Here is a 16,395-nt window from a genome sequence, read left to right on the forward strand (position 1 = left end):
CACCCGCAGAATCCTGAACCAGGGGGACCCCCTTCATGCACGCTGATCTCTCCCGTCTCACCTTCCGGCCGGAGCGGCACTACTCCGCGGTCGTCGCCCAGCAGGGCCGCGTCCAGCTCGACGCCGACACCAACGAGCAGACCGCGATCCAGCTCCACCAGGCCCGCACCCTCGCCGCCGACCTGATCGGCCGCTGCGGCGGGCCGCGCGACGCGGCCGGCTTCCGCATCGAGTACGTGGGCGGCAAGCACGACATCGACACGCTGTACATCCACGGCGGCCGCTACTACGTCGACGGCATCCTGCTCGACGCCGACCGGCCCGCACCCGGAGTGCCCGTACCCGACGAGGAGGCGGACGAGCAGGACCCGGCGACCCCGCCCTCGTACTGGACGTACTGGGACCAGCCCGACGCCTTCCGCGACCCGGAGAAGCACGGCGACCGGCTGCCCTCGCCCGCGCAGTCGCCGTTCGTGGTCTACCTGAACGTCTGGGAGCGCTCGGTGAACGCGGCCGAGGACCCCGCACTGCGGGAGGTCGCCCTGGGGGCCGCGATGCCGGACACCGCGGCCCGGGTGAAGGTGGTCTGGCAGGTGCTGCCGCTGTCCCTCGCCGAACTGGCGATCGAGGACGCCGACCCGTCGAAGGAGGTCGTGCGTGCGGCCTTCGAGAAGTGGGCGAAGCGCCAGTCGCTGTCGAGCGGCCGCCTCGCCGCCCGCAGCCGACGGCCCGACCACGCCGACGAGGACCCCTGCCTGGTCGGGCCCGACGCCCGCTACCGCGGAGCCGAGAACCAGCTCTACCGGGTCGAGGTGCACGCGGGCGGCGAGGCGAAGGACGCCACCTTCAAGTGGTCCCGGGAGAACGGGTCCGTGGTCTTCCCCGTCGACGAACTCGACGGGACGTGGGTGCAGTTGGCGTCCCTGGGCTACGACGACAAGCTGGACCTGGACGTCGGCGACTACGTCGAGTTCACGGACACGGCGTACTCCTCCCGGCTGGAGGCCCTGCCCCTGCTGCGGGTCGAGGAGCTGGACCTGCCCGGGCGTCGGGTGCGGCTGTCCGCCGAGCCCGAACCGGGTGTCGGGCGGCTGCCCGGACTCAACCCCTTCCTGCGCCGCTGGGACCACCACGAGGGCCCGAAGCGCCAGGGCCGTACGGCGGCGCTGAAGGGCGGCGCGGTCCCCGTCGCGGAGGGGGAGTGGCTGCCCCTGGAGGACGGCGTCGAGGTGTACTTCGCCGAGGGCGGCGGCTACCGCACCGGCGACCACTGGCTGATCCCGGCCCGCACCGCCACCGGCGGCGTCGAATGGCCGGCCGACCCGGCGCGCCGCCCGCTCCTCCGGCGTCCCGTCGGCATCACCCGCCACTTCGCGCCGCTGGCCCTGGTCAAGGGCGAGGAGAGCGCCGTCGACCTGCGGCTGGCGTTCGGGCCGCTGGCCAGCAGCATCCCCGCCGCGGACGAGGCGACCCTCGCGGCGGAGGAACGGGCACGGCGTGAGGAGCTGGCGGCCGAGGACCCCTCGCACGGGAGGTCGCAGACCACAGCGGAAGCGGAGGCATCCGTGGACGGAGACGAGTGATGGCCACACCCCTGAGCGCATCCAAACTGCTGGAGATCCTGCGGGCGGAGGGCCTGACGGTCCACGAGGTGCGCAACTGGCGTACCCACAACCGCAATACGAAGGGCCCGTGGGGGCCCGTGAACGGCGTGATGATCCACCACACCGTCACCTCGGGCACCGAAGCCTCCGTGAACATCTGCTACAACGGCTACTCCGGCCTGCCCGGTCCCCTCTGTCACGGTGTCATCGACAAGAAGGGCGAGATCCACCTCGTCGGCAACGGGCGTGCGAATCATGCCGGGTTGGGCGACAGCGACGTGCTGCGCGCCGTGGTCAACGAGTCGAAGCTGCCGCACGACAACGAGGCCGACACCGACGGCAACCGGCACTTCTACGGCTTCGAGTGCATCAACCTGGGCGACGGGCGGGACCCCTGGCCCGAGGCGCAGAAGGAGGCCATCGAGAAGGTGTCCGCCGCGATCTGCCGCCACCACGGCTGGAGCGCTGCCTCGGTCATCGGGCACAAGGAGTGGCAGCCGGGCAAGCAGGACCCGCGCGGCTTCACCATGGACGGGATGCGCAGGCGGATCGCCGATCGGCTGGCCGGCCGGTCCCCGGCGCCCGACCCGGACCCGAAGCCCACTCCCTCGAAGCCGTCGTACGCGCCGTTCCCCGGCGCCGGCTTCTTCCACGACGGGCAGAAGTCCCCGGTCATCACGGCCATGGGCAGGCGCCTGGTCGCCGAGGGCTGCGGTCACTACGAGGAGGGGCCGAGCCCCGAGTGGACCGACGCCGACCGGGAGTCCTACCGGGCCTGGCAGCGCAAGCTGGGCTTCAAGGGCAGGGACGCGGACGGCATCCCGGGCAAGGTCAGCTGGGACAGGCTGAAGGTGCCGGCCACCTGACTCCGGTGGCCCGCCCGCCTACGCCGACTCGGCGTTGGTGGGCGGGTGCGCCGGACGCGCCGGGATCTGCGCGGGCAGGGGCGGCAGCGCCGCGCCGTACACCCAGGCCTCGAACAGGTCGTCCAGCGGCTCGTCCGCGAACCGGTTGACGTGGGCGGTGAACGTCGTGGTCGTCACCGCCCCGCCGCGGTGCAGTCCCGCCCAGCCGCGCAGCATCCGGAAGAAGGCGTCGTCGCCCATCGCGCAGCGCACGGCGTGCACGGTCAGGCCGCCGCGCTCGTAGAGCCGGTCGTCGAACATCGACTTGCGGCCCGGGTCGGCCAGTCGGAGGTCCTGCGGCTGCGAGGACAGCAACCGGTGTGCGGCGGCGGCGAGTTGCTGGGCGCTGCGCCCGCCCGAGCGCTCCGACCACAGCCACTCGGCGTACTTCGCGAAGCCCTCGTTCAGCCATATGTGCCGCCAGTCCGCGATGGAGACGCTGTTGCCGAACCACTGGTGCGCCAGCTCGTGCGCGACCAGCCGCTCCGAACCCCGCGCCCCGTCCACGTGGTTGGCGCCGAACAGCGACAACCCCTGTGCCTCGACGGGGACATCGAGCTCCTCGTCGGTCACGACGACGGCGTACTCGTCGAACGGGTACGGCCCGAAGATCTCCTGGAACAGGTCCATCATCCGGGGCTGCCGCGCGAAGTCCCGGGAGAACTCCGGCAGCAGATGCGCCGGGATGTGCCCGTGCTGCGGCACCCCGCCCGGCCCCGGGTCGCCCAGGAGCACCGTCTGGTACTTGCCGATCGCCAGGCCCACCAGATAGCTCGACGTGGGCGCGGACTGCTCGTACACCCAGGTCGTCGTGGACGCCTTCGTGGTACGGGTCAGCAGCCGCCCGCCCGCCACCACCGCGTACGCGGACGGCGTGGTGATCGAGATCTGGTACGCGGCCTTGTCGGCGGGCCGGTCGTTGCACGGGTACCAGGACGGCGCCCCGATCGGCTGGCTCGCCACCAGCGCCCCGTCCTCCAGCTCCTCCCAGCCGAGCCCGCCCCAGGGGCTGGGGACCGGCTTGGGGTTGCCCGACCAGTGGACCTCGACGGTGAAGGCGGCCCCGGCCCGGACCGGCTTGGCGGGGCGGATGCGCAGGCGGCCGCCACGGTGGGTGTAGTGCGGCTGGCGGCCGTCGACCCGGACCCGGCCGATCTTGAAGTCGGAGAGGTTGAGGACGAATTCGGTCAGCGGCGAGCGGCCCGCGATGGCGTTGATCCGGGCCGCGCCCGCCAGCCGGTTCGGACCCGGGCGGTAGTCCAGCGTGAGCTCGTACCGGTGCACCCGGTAACGGGGGTCACCGTGGTCCGGGAAGTACGGGTCCGCACCCGCCGACTGCTGAACTGCCACTGCCGCTTCTGCTCCCTGCGCCGTCGTGCCACTCCATTCTGCCGGTTCACCGCTCACCGACTCCGAGTGGCCCGCGTTCAGGGACGCCATGCCTCGATCGGGTTGCCGAGCCAGCGGGTGTCGTCCGGGACGGACTCCGCGGCCATGACGAGCGACGCGGGACCCAGGGTGGTGCGGGCCCCGATCGTGCTGCCGGGCAGCACGATCCCGCCAGGGCCCAGCGTGGCGCCCTCACGGAGTACAACAGTATCCGTCCGCAAGATCCGGTCGTGGAAGAGGTGCGTCTGCAGCACACACCCGCGGTTCACCGTGGCCGCGTCCTCCAGGGTCACCAGGTCGGTCTCGGGCAGCCAGTAGCTCTCCACCCACACGCCCTTGCCGATCTTGGCGCCCAGGCCGCGCAGCCACACGGTCATCAGCGGCGTCCCGGGCACCGAACCGGCCAGCCAGGGCACGGCCACGACCTCGACGAAGGTGTCCGCGAGCTCGTTGCGCCACACGAAGCCGCTCCACAGCGGGTGCTCACCGGTACGGTGCCGCCCGACGAGCAGCCACTTGGCGGCGAACGACACGACCGCGGCAGCGGCGCCCGCGGCGAGCAGCACCAGACCGGACAGCAGGGGAGCCCAGGGCCCGAGCAGGCACAGGGCCGCAACTGTGAGGATCGCCAGTGCCGCCGAGCAGAAGACGGGCACGATCCGGCACAGCTCCACCAGACCGCGCGCCCACAGCAGCCGGGCCGGCGGGTCGTAGGTCCGGCTCTGGTCGCCGGTCTCGGCGTTCCGTGGCAGCTTCACCGGCGGCAGCCCCAGGTAGGAGCTGCCCTTCTTCGCCTTCTTCGGCGTCGCGGACAGCACGCCCACCAGTCCGCCGTCCGGCACGCTCCGGCCCGGAGCGGTCATCCCGGAGTTCCCGAGGAAGGCCCGCCGCCCGATCTCCGCGCGCCCGATCCGCATCCAGCCGCCACCGAGCTCGTAGGGCGCGGTCAGCGTGTCGTCGGCCAGGAACGCGCCCTCGCCGACGGTCGTGAGGCTGGGCAGCGCCAGGACGGTGGACACCTCGGCACCGCGGCCGATCTTCATCCCCAGCAGCCGCAGCCACACCGGAGTGGCGAGCCCGGCGTACAGCGGGAACAGGGTCTCCCGGGAGCGGTCCATCAGCTGGGTGACCGTCCACGCCTGCCAGCCGATGCGGCTGTGGGTGGGGTGCGTGCCCTCGCGCAGGCCCAGACTCAACAGCCGCACAGCCACGAGGATCAGCAGGGCGTACGCCAGCCCGAACGCCAGGGTGGCGGGGACAAGGGCGAGCGCGGCACCCCGCAGGGGCGCGTCCGCGTCGATGAACGCGTACGCCACGAGGAACGCGGCCCCGCCCGCCAGCAGCGGCAGCGCGGACAGCACGAGGCCGGTCAGGCCGTACATCACGCGCCAGTACGTGCCGCGCTGCGGGCGCTCCTTGGGCCAGTTCCGCTTGGCCTTGCCCAGCTTGACCGCGGGCGCACCGGCCCAGCGCTGGCCGGTGGGGATCTGGCCGGTGACGGCCGAGCCGGGGGCCACCTCGGCCCGCTTGCCGACGCGGGCGCCCGGGAAGAGCATGCTGCGGGTGCCGACGGTGGCGTGCGCACCCACCTTGACCTGGCCGATCTCCAGACGGTCGCCGTCCAGCCACCAGCCCGACAGGTCGACCTCGGACTCCACGGCCGCGCCCCGGCCCAGCTTGAGCAGGCCGGTGACCGGCGGCAGCGAGTGCAGGTCGACGTCCTGGCCGACCTTGGCGCCCAGCGCCCGCGCGTACCGCTCCAGCCAGGAGCCGGTCAGCGAGGTCGCCCCGCTGAACTCGGCCAGCCGCTCGGCGGTCCACAGGCGCAGATGGACGCTGCCGCCGCGCGCATACCGGCCGGGTTCGACGCCCCGCAGCAGCAGTCGCGCGCCGCCCGCGGCGATCGCGAGCCTGCCGGGCGGGCTGAACAGCAGCACCGCGCCGGCCGCGACCAGCCACCAGGGGGCGGTCGGCAGCCAGGCGTAGCCGGGCAGCAGGTTCCCGGCCGCCGCCAGGGCCACCGTCCAGCGCAGGCCGAGCAGCGTGAACAGCGGCACGAGGAGCAGCAGCTGGAGCACCTTGGCGCGGGTCGGCACCGGGGCGATCGTGCGCCGGCCGCCGTCGTCCTGCGCCGACTTCTCCAGATGGCGGGCCAGCTTGCGCAGGGTGGGCTGCTGGTAGATGTCCAGGACGGCGGCGCTCGGGTAGCGGGTGCGCAGCTTCGTCGTCAGCTGGGCGGCGGCCAGACTGTTGCCGCCGATCGCGAAGAAGTCGTCGCGGGCACTGGTGACCGGGATGCCGAGGACCTCCGTCCACTGCTCGGCGAGCCACGCCTCGGTGCCGTAGAGCTGCTCGGCCGGACCGCCGGTCTCCAGGCCCTCCAGGGGCCAGGGCAGCGCATTGCGGTCGACCTTGCCGGACGTCCGGGTCGGCAGGTCCTCGACCGGTGCGAGCAGCGGCACGAGGGCGGCGGGCAGCTCGGCCCGCAGCTTCTCGACGGCGGCCGCCTGGTCCCAGCCGTCCTGGGTGACGACATAGCCGACGAGGAGCTGGTTGCCGCTGCGCGCGGTGCGCACCGCGGCGGCCGCACCCGCGACACCCGGCAGCGCCTGCAGCGCGGCGTCCACCTCGCCCAGCTCGATCCGGCGTCCGCCCAGCTTGATCTGCTCGTCGGCCCGTCCGAGGAAGACCAGCCCCTCCGGCTCGGCCTTGACCAGGTCGCCACTGCGGTAGGCCCGCTCCCAGCCGAGGGAGTCCAGCGGCGCGTACTTCTCCGCGTCCTTCTCGGCGTCGAGATAGCGTGCGAGCCCGACCCCGCCGATCACCAGCTGACCGCTGCCGCCCATCGGAACGGGCTCCCCGGCCTCGTCGACGACGGCAAGCTCCCAGCCGTCGAGGGGCAGCCCGATGCGGATCGGCTCCTCGCCGGACATGAGCGAGGCACAGGCGACCACGGTCGCCTCGGTCGGACCGTAGGTGTTCCAGACCTCGCGCCCCTCCGTCACCAGCCGCTGTACCAGCTCGGGCGGGCAGGCCTCGCCGCCGAAGATCAGCAGGCGGACGTCGTTGAGGGTGTCGGGCTCCCAGAGCGCGGCGAGGGTCGGGACCGTGGAGACCACGGTGATCTCCTGCTCGACCAGCCAGGGCCCCAGGTCGGCGCCGCTGCGGACCTGTGAACGCGGCACGGGCACCAGACAGGCGCCGTAGCGCCAGGCCAGCCACATCTCCTCGCAGGACGCGTCGAAGGCGACCGACAGACCCGCCATGACCCTGTCACCGGGGCCGATGGGGTCGTCGGTGAGGAACAGCGCGGCCTCGGCGTCCACGAACGCGGCGGCGCTGCGGTGACCGACCGCGACGCCCTTCGGCTTCCCGGTGGAACCGGACGTGAAGATGATCCACGCGTCGTGCTCGGCACCGGGCCGGGCGGCGGGGACGTCGCTGCGCCCGGTGACGGTCAGTTCGTGCCCGGCGCCGACGACCGCCCGGACGTCCGCCTCCCCGAACACCAACTCGGCCCGCTCGTCCGGGTCCTCGGCGTCCACGGGGACATAGGCGGCACCGGCGGCGAGCGCGGCCAGGATCGCGACGTACAGGTCATTGGTGCCGGAGGGGACCCGCACCCCCACGCGGTCCCCGAGACCGACCCCGGCCGCCGCGAGGCGCCGGCGCAGCTGCTCCACCTCGGCGGCCAGCGCCCGGTAGCTGAGACGGGTGGTGCCGTCGTCCAGGGCGAGCTCGTCCGGGTAGGACCGCACGGATGCGTCGAAGATGTCGACGAGCGTGCGCGGGGAGGCCGCCTGACCTCCGGAGAAACGGGCGGTGTCGCCGAACTGCTGGTGGATCTCTGCGCTGAGCTCATCGTCGAGCAGGCCGAGAGCACCGCTCTCGTCAATGGCTGCCATCCGGTCCTCGCGTCTCGATCCCGGAAGCCTCCGGGGCGCTGGCGGGCCCGCAGGTCTGCCTGGGGTTGTCCGGGTCCAGCTCCGTAACAAGCCGGAAATTTTAGTACGACGCTAGGTTCGGGACGGCTGATCGGCCACTCGGGTGGGCCGTTGGGGGCTGTCGGGAGAGTGGCCGGACCGCTCTGACCTGGTGTTCTTCACTCCAGGGAGAGATGTCCCACACAGTGGGTGAGGAGGCCATGTGCGGTGCGCGAAAAGGCACTTGCTCCTGCTGCGGGCAACGGCGCCTACTCCCTGGGCGGGGACCGGCGTGCCAGCAGTGTCCAGGCCAGCACCGCCGCGCCGAACGACACCCCCGCCACCACCCACAGCGCGCTGTGCACGCCCGCCGTGAACGCGTCCCCGACCGCGCCCGTGACCTGCGGTGACGAGCGGCCGCTGGACCTGCCGCCGCTGCGGGCGACCGAGACGACCTGGTCGATGACCGGCGCCGGCAGATGGTGGGCCGCGAGGCGGTCGGGAAGCGTGCCGAGGAAGCGGACGGCGAGGACCGCCCCGAGGATCGCCGTCGCCAGCACCGAGCCGACCTGGCGGAAGGCCGTCACGGCCGAGGAGGCCGCGCCCATCTGCGGGCCCTCGACCACCTCGAAGGCGGCCGCCGTGGACGGAGCGACCACCAGACCGCTGCCCAGCCCGGCGAGCACCAGTCCCAGCGCGGTGACCCCATAGGAGCCGTCCGGCTGCTGGCCCAGCAGGACGAGAGCGGCGGCGGTGGTGACGAGTGAGCCCGTCGCCAGCAGCCGGCCCGCGCGGACCCGTCCCGCCAGGCGCTGCGCCAGGGCCGTCGCCGCGACGAACGCGAGCATTGCGGGCAGCAGCCGTATACCGGTGTCCAAGGGGCCGAAGGCGCGCACCCGTTGGAGGAAGAGGACCTCCAGGAAGACCACGCCCACGAACACGAACAGGGCGGCCGCCGCGACGCACAACGCCGCCGTGTAGCGGGCGTTGGCCATCATGCGGACGTCCAGCATCGGCACCGGCCTGCGGCGCTCGGTGAGGACCAGCGCGGTGAGGGAGAGGGCGGCCACCGCGAGCACGGTGACCACCACCGGGTCGTCGTAACCCGCCCGGCCGCCCACCGCGATTCCGTAGACCAGTGTGGACAGTCCGAGCACGGCCCAGAACTGGCCGGCCAGGTCGAGGGGCCGGTCCGGGGCCCGGGACTCGGAGACCGCGCTCAGCGTCACCGCGATGGTGATCACCGCGAGCGGTGTGTTCACCAGGTAGACCGCCCGCCAGTTCCACGTCTGCAGCAGGGTGCCGCCCAGCAACGGACCCACGGCCAGACCCACGCCCGAGACCGACACCCACACGGCTATGTAGCGCAGCATGCGCGGCAGGTCGACGAAGAACGTGGTGGTGATCAGGGCGAGGGAGGTGGGCAGGACCAGGGCGCCGCCCAGTCCGCTGATGCCGCGCCCTATCAGGACCTGCGGATAGCTCTGCGCCGACGCCACGACCAGGGAACCGGCCGCGATCAGCACCGTGCCGGTGAGGAACACCCGGCGCCGCCCGAACCGTTCGCCCAGCGCACCGCCCGACAGGACGCAGGCCGCGACGACAAGCGTGTACGTGCTGGACACCCAGCTCAGGTCGGCGGGCGCCACCTGCATGTCGACCTGGAGCGCCCGCAGCGTGGAGATGGCCGCGGTCACCTCGATGAACGACATGAACAGGCCGAGGCAGGCGGCGAGGAGGACGAGGCGGCCGTGCGGGACAACTGGCGTCGGCGGCCCGTCCGTTGTCAGTGACGGGCCGGTGTTGAGCGGTGCGCCCGTGCTCATGTCGCCTGTGCCTCCCGCTCGGCCTGCTCGGCGAGGCGGCGCTGCGCCTCGTCCCAGGTGATCGGCAGCTGGTCGCGCTCGGTGTTCCAGAACACGAACACCGATCCCTTCATCCCCGGACGCAGCCCGCGCACGCTCCGCGCATGCGGATCGGTCGCGGAGAAGGTGTTCAGCGCCTCCTGGTCCCGCCAGGCCGACAGCGTCCAGAACGTCCTCTTCAGCGGCTCCGCCTTCAACGAGGCACCCAGCAGCCCGGGCGAGCTGCGCACCTGCTGGAATATCACCAGGGACAGCAGGAAGAACCTGGGCACGCCCAGCAGCGAGCGCAGCTCCAGCCGGGAGGCCATGACCAGCGGCGGGCCGGAGGGCTCGGTGCCGTCCTTGGCGGTGCCGGGCATCCAGGGAATCGTCGGCATGAAAGGTCTCCTCGGCTGAGCGGTCGGGAAGGCCGTGCGGGAGCAGGCGGTCGGTTCGGTCGGTCATTCACAAGAGTCCGTGAGCGCCGGATTCCGTACACCCCCGCAGGGGTGAATCCCGCCGCACTGCGTGCAGTCGAGCGCACGGAGCGTGGGGCGCAATCGCGCCCACGGAGCCCCCTACGACCGGATCCGGACAGTCCGCAATCCGCGCCATCGGAGCCTTCGATAGCGGAAATCCGGGCGCCGATGGGCCGATTGACCCCGATTTCCGGCCCGGCCTACGGTTCTTGTGCGCCGTCCGACGGGCAACTCGCGGACCGCGACCCCTTTCAGAGGTATCAGCCCTCTGCGCCTCACCGTGACCGTTCCCGAGAACTGTTCGAGCCGAGGTGCAGCCCTGCCATGACCACCCGTGTCGCTGTCGTCGGAGCCGGGATCTCCGGACTCTCCGCCGCCCACCACCTGCCGGACGACGCCGAAGTCACCGTGTACGAGAGCCAGGACCGCCCCGGCGGCCACGCCCACACCGTGGAGGTCGACGAGGGCGGCCGCACCATCGGCGTCGACACGGCGTTCGTGGTCTTCAACGCGCGGACCTACCCCGAACTCACCGCCTTCTTCGAGAAGCTGGGCGCGCGCGCCCTCGACCACACCGGCGGCTTCGACTTCTTCGACCTCGACCGCGGACTCGACTACGGCACCGCCGAGTTCGAGCTCTCCGAGGACGAGATCGCCGCCCGCTACCCGGCCGACTTCCTGCCCCTGTGGCGCGACGCGGAGCGCTTCCACCGCGAGGCCCCGAAGGACTTCCTGCGCAAACGCACCGACCTCTCCCTCGGCGACTACCTGGACCGCGGCGGCTACAGCGACGCCTTCAAGTACGGCTATGTCGTCCTGCTCGCCACCGCCGTCTGGTCGGTGCCCGCCGAGCTGATCTGGGAGATGCCCGCGACCACGGTGATCGCCTTCTTCATGTCCCACGACCCCGGCGGCCTCGGCGGCCGCTCGGTCGCCTGGAAGACCGTGTCGGGCGGCAGCATCGAGTACGTCCGCCGCGTCGTCGCCGGCGTCAACGGCAAGGTCCGCACCGGCGCCGAGGTGACCCGGGTACGGGAGGACGGGGACGAAGTCGTCATCGGCACCGCGGCCGGCGAGGAGCGCTACGACTACGCCGTGCTCGCAGCGCACGCCGACCAGACCCTCGCCGTGCTGGAGCAGCCCACCCCCCTCCAGGCGCAGATCCTCGGCAAGGTCCGCTACAGCGCCACCCGGGCGATCCTGCACACCGACCCGTCGAGCATGCCGCCGAACCGGGACCGCTGGCAGAGCTGGAACTACGGCCTGAAGACCGTGGACGGCCGCCCCCGCACCTGGGTCGCCTACTACATGAACTCCCTGCAGGGCTTCACCGCCGAGCACGACTACTTCGTCACCCTCGACTCGCCGATCGTCCCGCGCGACGAACTCGTCGTCCGTGAGCTGCCGTTCACCCACCCGGTCATCGACCTGGAGGTGCGCGCCATGCAGCGCACGATCTACGACGTCAACGCGCCCGGCGGCCGGATCAAGCTGGCCGGCTCCTACTTCCACGCCCCACGCATCGGCGTCGACCTCATCGGCTCCCACGAGGCCGGATTCGTCTCCGGGCGCAAGGCGGCCGAAGCCGTCGCCCGCGAGATCAAGACCCGTCACTGAACCGCACAGCACGAACGGACAAGGGGAACCCCAATGCAGCGTGTCACCGCCGAAGAAGCACAGGCCTGGCTGGTCGAGAAGCTGGCGATCCGGCTCGGGGTCGGCCAGGAGCAGATCGACGTCGAGCGCTACTTCGACGAGTTCGACCTCGACTCGACGGAGGCGCTGATCCTCGCGGGCGAGCTGGAGAAATGGCTCGGCTTCGAACTGGAGGCCACGGCCCTCTGGTACCACCCGACGATCGCCGCCCTGTCCGAGCACATCGCCGAGGAGAGCGACCGCCATGTCGCCGCGGCCTGACCCGGCCACCCCAGGTCGACCGGGCGCGGCGCGCCCGCTGCTGACGACGCTCGGGCCGGCGGATCCGGCCGCGCGGCCGGTCGTCGCCGTCCATCCGGGCGCGCTGCCCGCCACCGCCTGGCAGCCGGTCGCGGCACGGCTGCCCGAGGACCACGCACTGCACCTGTGCGACCTGGGCAACGTCCCGGAGTACTTCGCGGCGGCCCTCGTCCCGACCCTGTCCGTCATCGGCGTCCGCGAACTCGCCCAGCGCTGCCTGGGGGAACTGACCGCCGCCGGACTCACCGACCGGCCGTTCACCCTCGCCGGCTGGTCGTTCGGGGGAGTGGTGGCCTACGAGATCGCCGCCCGCCTCGACGCCCAGGGGCTCGGCGACCGCGTCGAGGACCTCGTCGTCCTCGATTCGATCGCCCCCGTACCCGCCTTCCAGCGGCCGGACGAACTGCTGCGGCCGGACATGCTGCTCACCTGGTTCGCGATGTACCTGGGCGCCAAGCGCGGCCGCCGTCTCACCCTGGAGCCGGCGGCTCTGGACGGTCTCGGCGAGGAGGCCGGTCTGGACGTCCTGCTCGCGGCGGCGGTCGCGCAGGGAGTGCTGCAGGACGGCACCGAACCGGCCGGACTGCGCAAGCTGTACACGGCGTTCCACACCGGACTCGTCCGCAACAACCGCTGCACCGCCGGATATCTGCCCGCTCCGCTCGACCGCACCGTCACCGTCGTCAAGCCGGAGCGCTCGCTTCTGCCCGACAGCCCCGACCTCGGCTGGAGCGTTCTCAGCGGCCGCCCGCTGCGGCAACTGGCCGTCCCAGGCGACCACTACACGATGCTCCACGAACCGGAGACCGCGGACGCCCTCGCCGCCCTCCTCGCCACCGGTTCGCGAACCGGCTGAGCCACCAGATCACTTGACGCACCCGCCGCACACGACCCGCGCGACGCGCAAGCCCGAGAGGACCACCATCGTGCACTACTCACGTCTGGCCGAGACGCCGATCGCGATCGTCGGGTTGGCGGGCCTCTTCCCCAAGTCGCGCGACCTGCGCGAGTTCTGGCACAACATCGTGGACGCCCAGGACTGCATCGAGGACGTCCCCGAGAGCCACTGGAACACCGCGGACTACTACGACCCGGACCCCGCGGCCGAGGACAAGACCTACGTCCGCCGCGGCGGATTCCTCCCCGAAATCGCCTTCAACCCCATGGAGTTCGGGCTGCCGCCCAACACCCTGGAGGTCACCGACATCCTCCAGCTGCTCTCCCTCACGGTGGCGCGCGACGTGCTGCGCGACGCCGGCGCGGACAACGGCAGCTGGTACGACGCCTCCCGCACCGGGGTCGTGCTCGGCATCACCGGTGCCAACTCCCTCACCCAGCCGCTCTCCGCGCGGCTGCAGACCCCGGTGCTCAAGGAGGTCGTACGCAGCGTCGGCCTGAGCGAGGCGGACGCCGAGGAGATCGCGAGCCGGTTCAAGAAGGCGTACATCCCATGGGAGGAGAACTCCTTCCCCGGCATGCTCGGCAATGTCGTCGCCGGCCGGATCGCCAACCGCTTCGACCTCGGCGGCACCAACTGCACCGTCGACGCCGCCTGCGCCAGCTCTCTCGCGGCCGTCAAACTCGCGGTGAGCGAACTCATCGAGGGCCGCGCCGACATGATGATCACCGGCGGCTGCGACGCCGAGAACACGGTCCTCATGTACATGTGCTTCAGCAAGACCCCGGCGTTCTCGAAGACCCAGCAGATCCGCCCCTTCGACGAGTCCGCCGACGGCACGCTGATCGGTGAGGGCATCGGCATGCTCGCCCTCAAGCGCCTCGCCGACGCCGAACGCGACGGCGACCGTATCTACGCCGTCCTGCGCGGCATCGGCACCTCGAGCGACGGCCGCTTCAAGAGCATCTACGCCCCGCGCGCCGAGGGCCAGCAGCTCGCCCTGCGCCGCGCCTACGACGACGCCGGCGTACCCGTCGGCTCCATCGAACTGTTCGAGGCGCACGGCACGGGCACGGCCGTCGGCGACCACACCGAACTGTCCGCCCTGTCCTCCGTCGTCGCGGACGGCAACGACGACCACGGCTACGCAGCCATCGGCAGCGTCAAGTCGCAGATCGGGCACACCAAGGCCGCCGCGGGCGCCGCGAGCCTCATCAAACTCTCCCTCGCCCTGCACCAGAAGGTGCTCCCACCGACCATCAACGTCGAGACACCGAGCGAGGCGGTCGACCCCACGAGCACACCCTTCTACGTCAACACCGAGGCGCGCCCCTGGGTGCTGGACCCCGAACGCGGCAAGCGCCGCGCCGCCGTCTCCTCCTTCGGCTTCGGCGGCACCAACTTCCACATGGTGCTGGAGGAGCACGAGGGGCCCGCGGAAGCCAAGTCCCTCGGCCCGGCGGTCCGCTGGGGCCTGTGGCACGCGGCGGGCCCCGAGGCGCTCGCCCTGCGCATCGAGAACGGCGCCGCTCCGGACGAGTCCGGTGCGATCCCCGCCTCCGACGCCCGCATCGGGATCGTCGCCCGCAGCGACGAGGAATTCACCGAACTGTGCGGTACGGCAGCGGAGTTGCTGCGAGCCCGCCCCGACGCCGACTCCTGGCAGCACCCCAAGGGCATCACCTACCGGCGCCAGGCCCTGCCCACGTCCGTCAAGGCGGCGGCCGTGTTCGCCGGACAGGGCAGCCAGTACGTCGGCATGGGGCGGCGGGCCGCCGTCGCGCTGCCGCCCGTACGGGCCGCGTTCGACCGCGCCAACCGGCTGACGGAGGGTCCCGACACCCTCGCCCGCACGGTCTTCCCACCGCCCGCCTTCACCGACGGCGCCCGCACCGAGCAGGAAACGGCCCTGCGCCGCACCGACTTCGCCCAGCCCGCCATCGGCGCGCTCGCCTCCGGCCAGTACGCCTGGCTGCACCGGCTCGGCTTCCGCGCCGACGGCGTCATCGGCCACAGCTTCGGGGAACTCACCGCGCTCTGGGCGGCCGGGGCACTCGACGACGACGGGTTCGCGCACCTGGCACGCGCCCGCGGCCGCGCCATGGCCCCGCCGGAGCAGGCCGCCGCGGACTTCGACCCCGGTGCCATGGCGGCGATCCGCGCCTCCCTCTCCGACGTCCAGGGGCTGGTCGCCACGTACCGCAATGTGGCCATCTGCAACATCAACGCCCCCGGCCAGATCGTCGTCGGCGGCCCCACGGAGGAGATCGACCGCCTGGTCGCCGACGTCTCGGGCCGCCGTATCCCGGCCAAGCGGCTGCCGGTCTCCGCCGCGTTCCACACCGGCTTCGTCGCCCATGCCGCGGACGCGTTCCGGCAGGCAGTGGAGTCCACGGGGCTGGGCGTCCCGACGATCCCGGTCTACGCCAACACCCCGGGCTCGGCGTACGGCAGCGACGCGGCGGCCAACCGCCGCACCCTCGTGGACCAGCTCCTCCAGCCGGTCGACTTCGTCTCCGGCATCGAGCAGATGTACGCGGACGGGTTCCGCGTCTTCGTCGAGTTCGGCCCCAGGCGCGTCCTGACGGACCTGATCGACCGCATCCTCGAAGGCCGCACCGACGTCGTGACCCTCGCGGCGGACGGCGGACCCAGCAAGGACAGCGAGGTCTCGCTGAAGCGCGCCGCGATCGAACTCGCGGTCCTCGGGCTGCCCCTCACCGGCTTCGACGACCACGTCGAGCCCCGGACCGAGCTGCCGGCCCGCAAGGGGATGAACATCCCGCTGCGCGGCATCAACTACGTGACGCAGGAACGGCGTTCGGCTTACCGGGATGCGATCGCGCAGCCGTTGGCGCTGACGGCGGGCGCGAGTACCGGCAACGGTGCGGGTGGCTCCGACGGCGTCGAGGACGTCGTACGCGACGGGCTGGCCCTCCAGGCGGAGATCCTCACCGCCCACGCGGACACGGTGCACGCGTCGGTCCGCTCCCTGGAGGATTCCGTACGGGCCGGAGGACACCCCGACACGGACGCCGCGCTGCGGCTGATTCGGGAGCAGAGCGCGACGATCGGCGCGGCACACGAGCGGTCCACCCGACTGCTGCTGGACGCACTGCGGGGACGGGCGGACGCCGAAGCCGAGCCTGCGCCTGAACCCGAGCCCGAGCCCGCCTTCGTGGCCCCGGTCGAACCGGAGCCCGTGGCTGTCGCCGTGCCGGAGCCGGAGCCGGAGCCGGAGTCGGAGCCGGAGCCCGTCTCGGTCGTCAACTCGCCTGTCGCCGCTGGGGTGATGGAGGCGTTGATGGGTGCGGTGGCGGAGAAGACGGGTTATCCGGTGGAGATGTTGGAGCCGGGTATGGATGTCGAGGCCGATTTGGGCATCGATTCGATCAAG

Annotated in this window: 10 protein-coding genes; 6 read left to right on the plus strand and 4 right to left on the minus strand. The window is 72.1% G+C overall.

Features of this window, described 5'->3' with window-relative positions:
- Nucleotides 1–35 precede the first annotated feature (35 nt).
- Nucleotides 36–1,583: a DUF6519 domain-containing protein gene (locus ACWC1K_RS21235; protein ID WP_450833331.1), complete on the plus strand. Its 1,548-nt coding sequence runs from the start codon at nt 36–38 to the stop codon at nt 1,581–1,583.
- On the plus strand, nt 1,583–2,470 hold the full coding sequence (locus tag ACWC1K_RS21240; RefSeq protein WP_450833333.1) for a peptidoglycan-binding protein: 888 nt from the start codon (nt 1,583–1,585) through the stop codon (nt 2,468–2,470). Before ACWC1K_RS21235 ends, ACWC1K_RS21240 begins: the two co-directional genes overlap by 1 nt.
- An 18-nt stretch (nt 2,471–2,488) precedes the next feature.
- On the opposite strand, the gene ACWC1K_RS21245 is transcribed toward ACWC1K_RS21240, so the two are convergent.
- From ACWC1K_RS21245 to ACWC1K_RS21260, 4 genes are all read right to left on the minus strand, one after another.
- Nucleotides 2,489–3,859 carry a M1 family metallopeptidase gene (locus ACWC1K_RS21245; RefSeq protein WP_450833335.1) on the minus strand — a complete coding sequence of 457 codons (1,371 nt, stop codon included), beginning with the start codon at nt 3,857–3,859 and terminating at the stop codon, nt 2,489–2,491.
- A gap of 77 nt (nt 3,860–3,936) precedes the next feature.
- Nucleotides 3,937–7,803: a Pls/PosA family non-ribosomal peptide synthetase gene (locus ACWC1K_RS21250; RefSeq protein ID WP_450833337.1), complete on the minus strand. Its 3,867-nt coding sequence runs from the start codon at nt 7,801–7,803 to the stop codon at nt 3,937–3,939.
- Nucleotides 7,804–8,090: 287 nt separating this feature from the next.
- Nucleotides 8,091–9,647: an MFS transporter gene (locus ACWC1K_RS21255; protein WP_450833339.1), complete on the minus strand. Its 1,557-nt coding sequence runs from the start codon at nt 9,645–9,647 to the stop codon at nt 8,091–8,093.
- Nucleotides 9,644–10,063: a DUF3291 domain-containing protein gene (locus ACWC1K_RS21260; RefSeq protein ID WP_450833341.1), complete on the minus strand. Its 420-nt coding sequence runs from the start codon at nt 10,061–10,063 to the stop codon at nt 9,644–9,646. Before ACWC1K_RS21260 ends, ACWC1K_RS21255 begins: the two co-directional genes overlap by 4 nt.
- Nucleotides 10,064–10,468: 405 nt before the next feature.
- Here ACWC1K_RS21260 and ACWC1K_RS21265 point away from each other — a divergent pair, with 405 nt between their 5' ends.
- From ACWC1K_RS21265 to ACWC1K_RS21280, 4 genes are all read left to right on the plus strand, one after another.
- Nucleotides 10,469–11,761, plus strand: a complete 1,293-nt coding sequence (locus tag ACWC1K_RS21265) for an NAD(P)/FAD-dependent oxidoreductase (protein ID WP_450833343.1) — start codon at nt 10,469–10,471, stop codon at nt 11,759–11,761.
- Between the two features lie 33 nt (nt 11,762–11,794).
- Nucleotides 11,795–12,061, plus strand: a complete 267-nt coding sequence (locus ACWC1K_RS21270; protein WP_123964082.1) for an acyl carrier protein — start codon at nt 11,795–11,797, stop codon at nt 12,059–12,061.
- Nucleotides 12,045–12,956: a thioesterase domain-containing protein gene (locus ACWC1K_RS21275; protein ID WP_450833345.1), complete on the plus strand. Its 912-nt coding sequence runs from the start codon at nt 12,045–12,047 to the stop codon at nt 12,954–12,956. Before ACWC1K_RS21270 ends, ACWC1K_RS21275 begins: the two co-directional genes overlap by 17 nt.
- Nucleotides 12,957–13,026: 70 nt before the next feature.
- A partial coding sequence (locus ACWC1K_RS21280; RefSeq protein WP_450833347.1) for a beta-ketoacyl synthase N-terminal-like domain-containing protein occupies nt 13,027–16,395 on the plus strand: 3,369 nt, incomplete at its 3' end.

This window comes from Streptomyces sp. NPDC001492 (assembly GCF_053597275.1).

What these genes read in the sequence shown, in the direction of transcription:
- ACWC1K_RS21250 (WP_450833337.1), bottom strand. Translation starts at nt 7,803, where the DNA reads ATGGCAGCCATTGACGAGAGCGGTGCTCTCGGCCTGCTCGACGATGAG.
- ACWC1K_RS21255 (WP_450833339.1), bottom strand. Translation starts at nt 9,647, where the DNA reads ATGAGCACGGGCGCACCGCTCAACACCGGCCCGTCACTGACAACGGAC.
- ACWC1K_RS21265 (WP_450833343.1), top strand. Translation starts at nt 10,469, where the DNA reads ATGACCACCCGTGTCGCTGTCGTCGGAGCCGGGATCTCCGGACTCTCC.
- ACWC1K_RS21260 (WP_450833341.1), bottom strand. Translation starts at nt 10,063, where the DNA reads ATGCCGACGATTCCCTGGATGCCCGGCACCGCCAAGGACGGCACCGAG.
- ACWC1K_RS21275 (WP_450833345.1), top strand. Translation starts at nt 12,045, where the DNA reads ATGTCGCCGCGGCCTGACCCGGCCACCCCAGGTCGACCGGGCGCGGCG.
- ACWC1K_RS21270 (WP_123964082.1), top strand. Translation starts at nt 11,795, where the DNA reads ATGCAGCGTGTCACCGCCGAAGAAGCACAGGCCTGGCTGGTCGAGAAG.
- ACWC1K_RS21235 (WP_450833331.1), top strand. Translation starts at nt 36, where the DNA reads ATGCACGCTGATCTCTCCCGTCTCACCTTCCGGCCGGAGCGGCACTAC.
- ACWC1K_RS21240 (WP_450833333.1), top strand. Translation starts at nt 1,583, where the DNA reads ATGGCCACACCCCTGAGCGCATCCAAACTGCTGGAGATCCTGCGGGCG.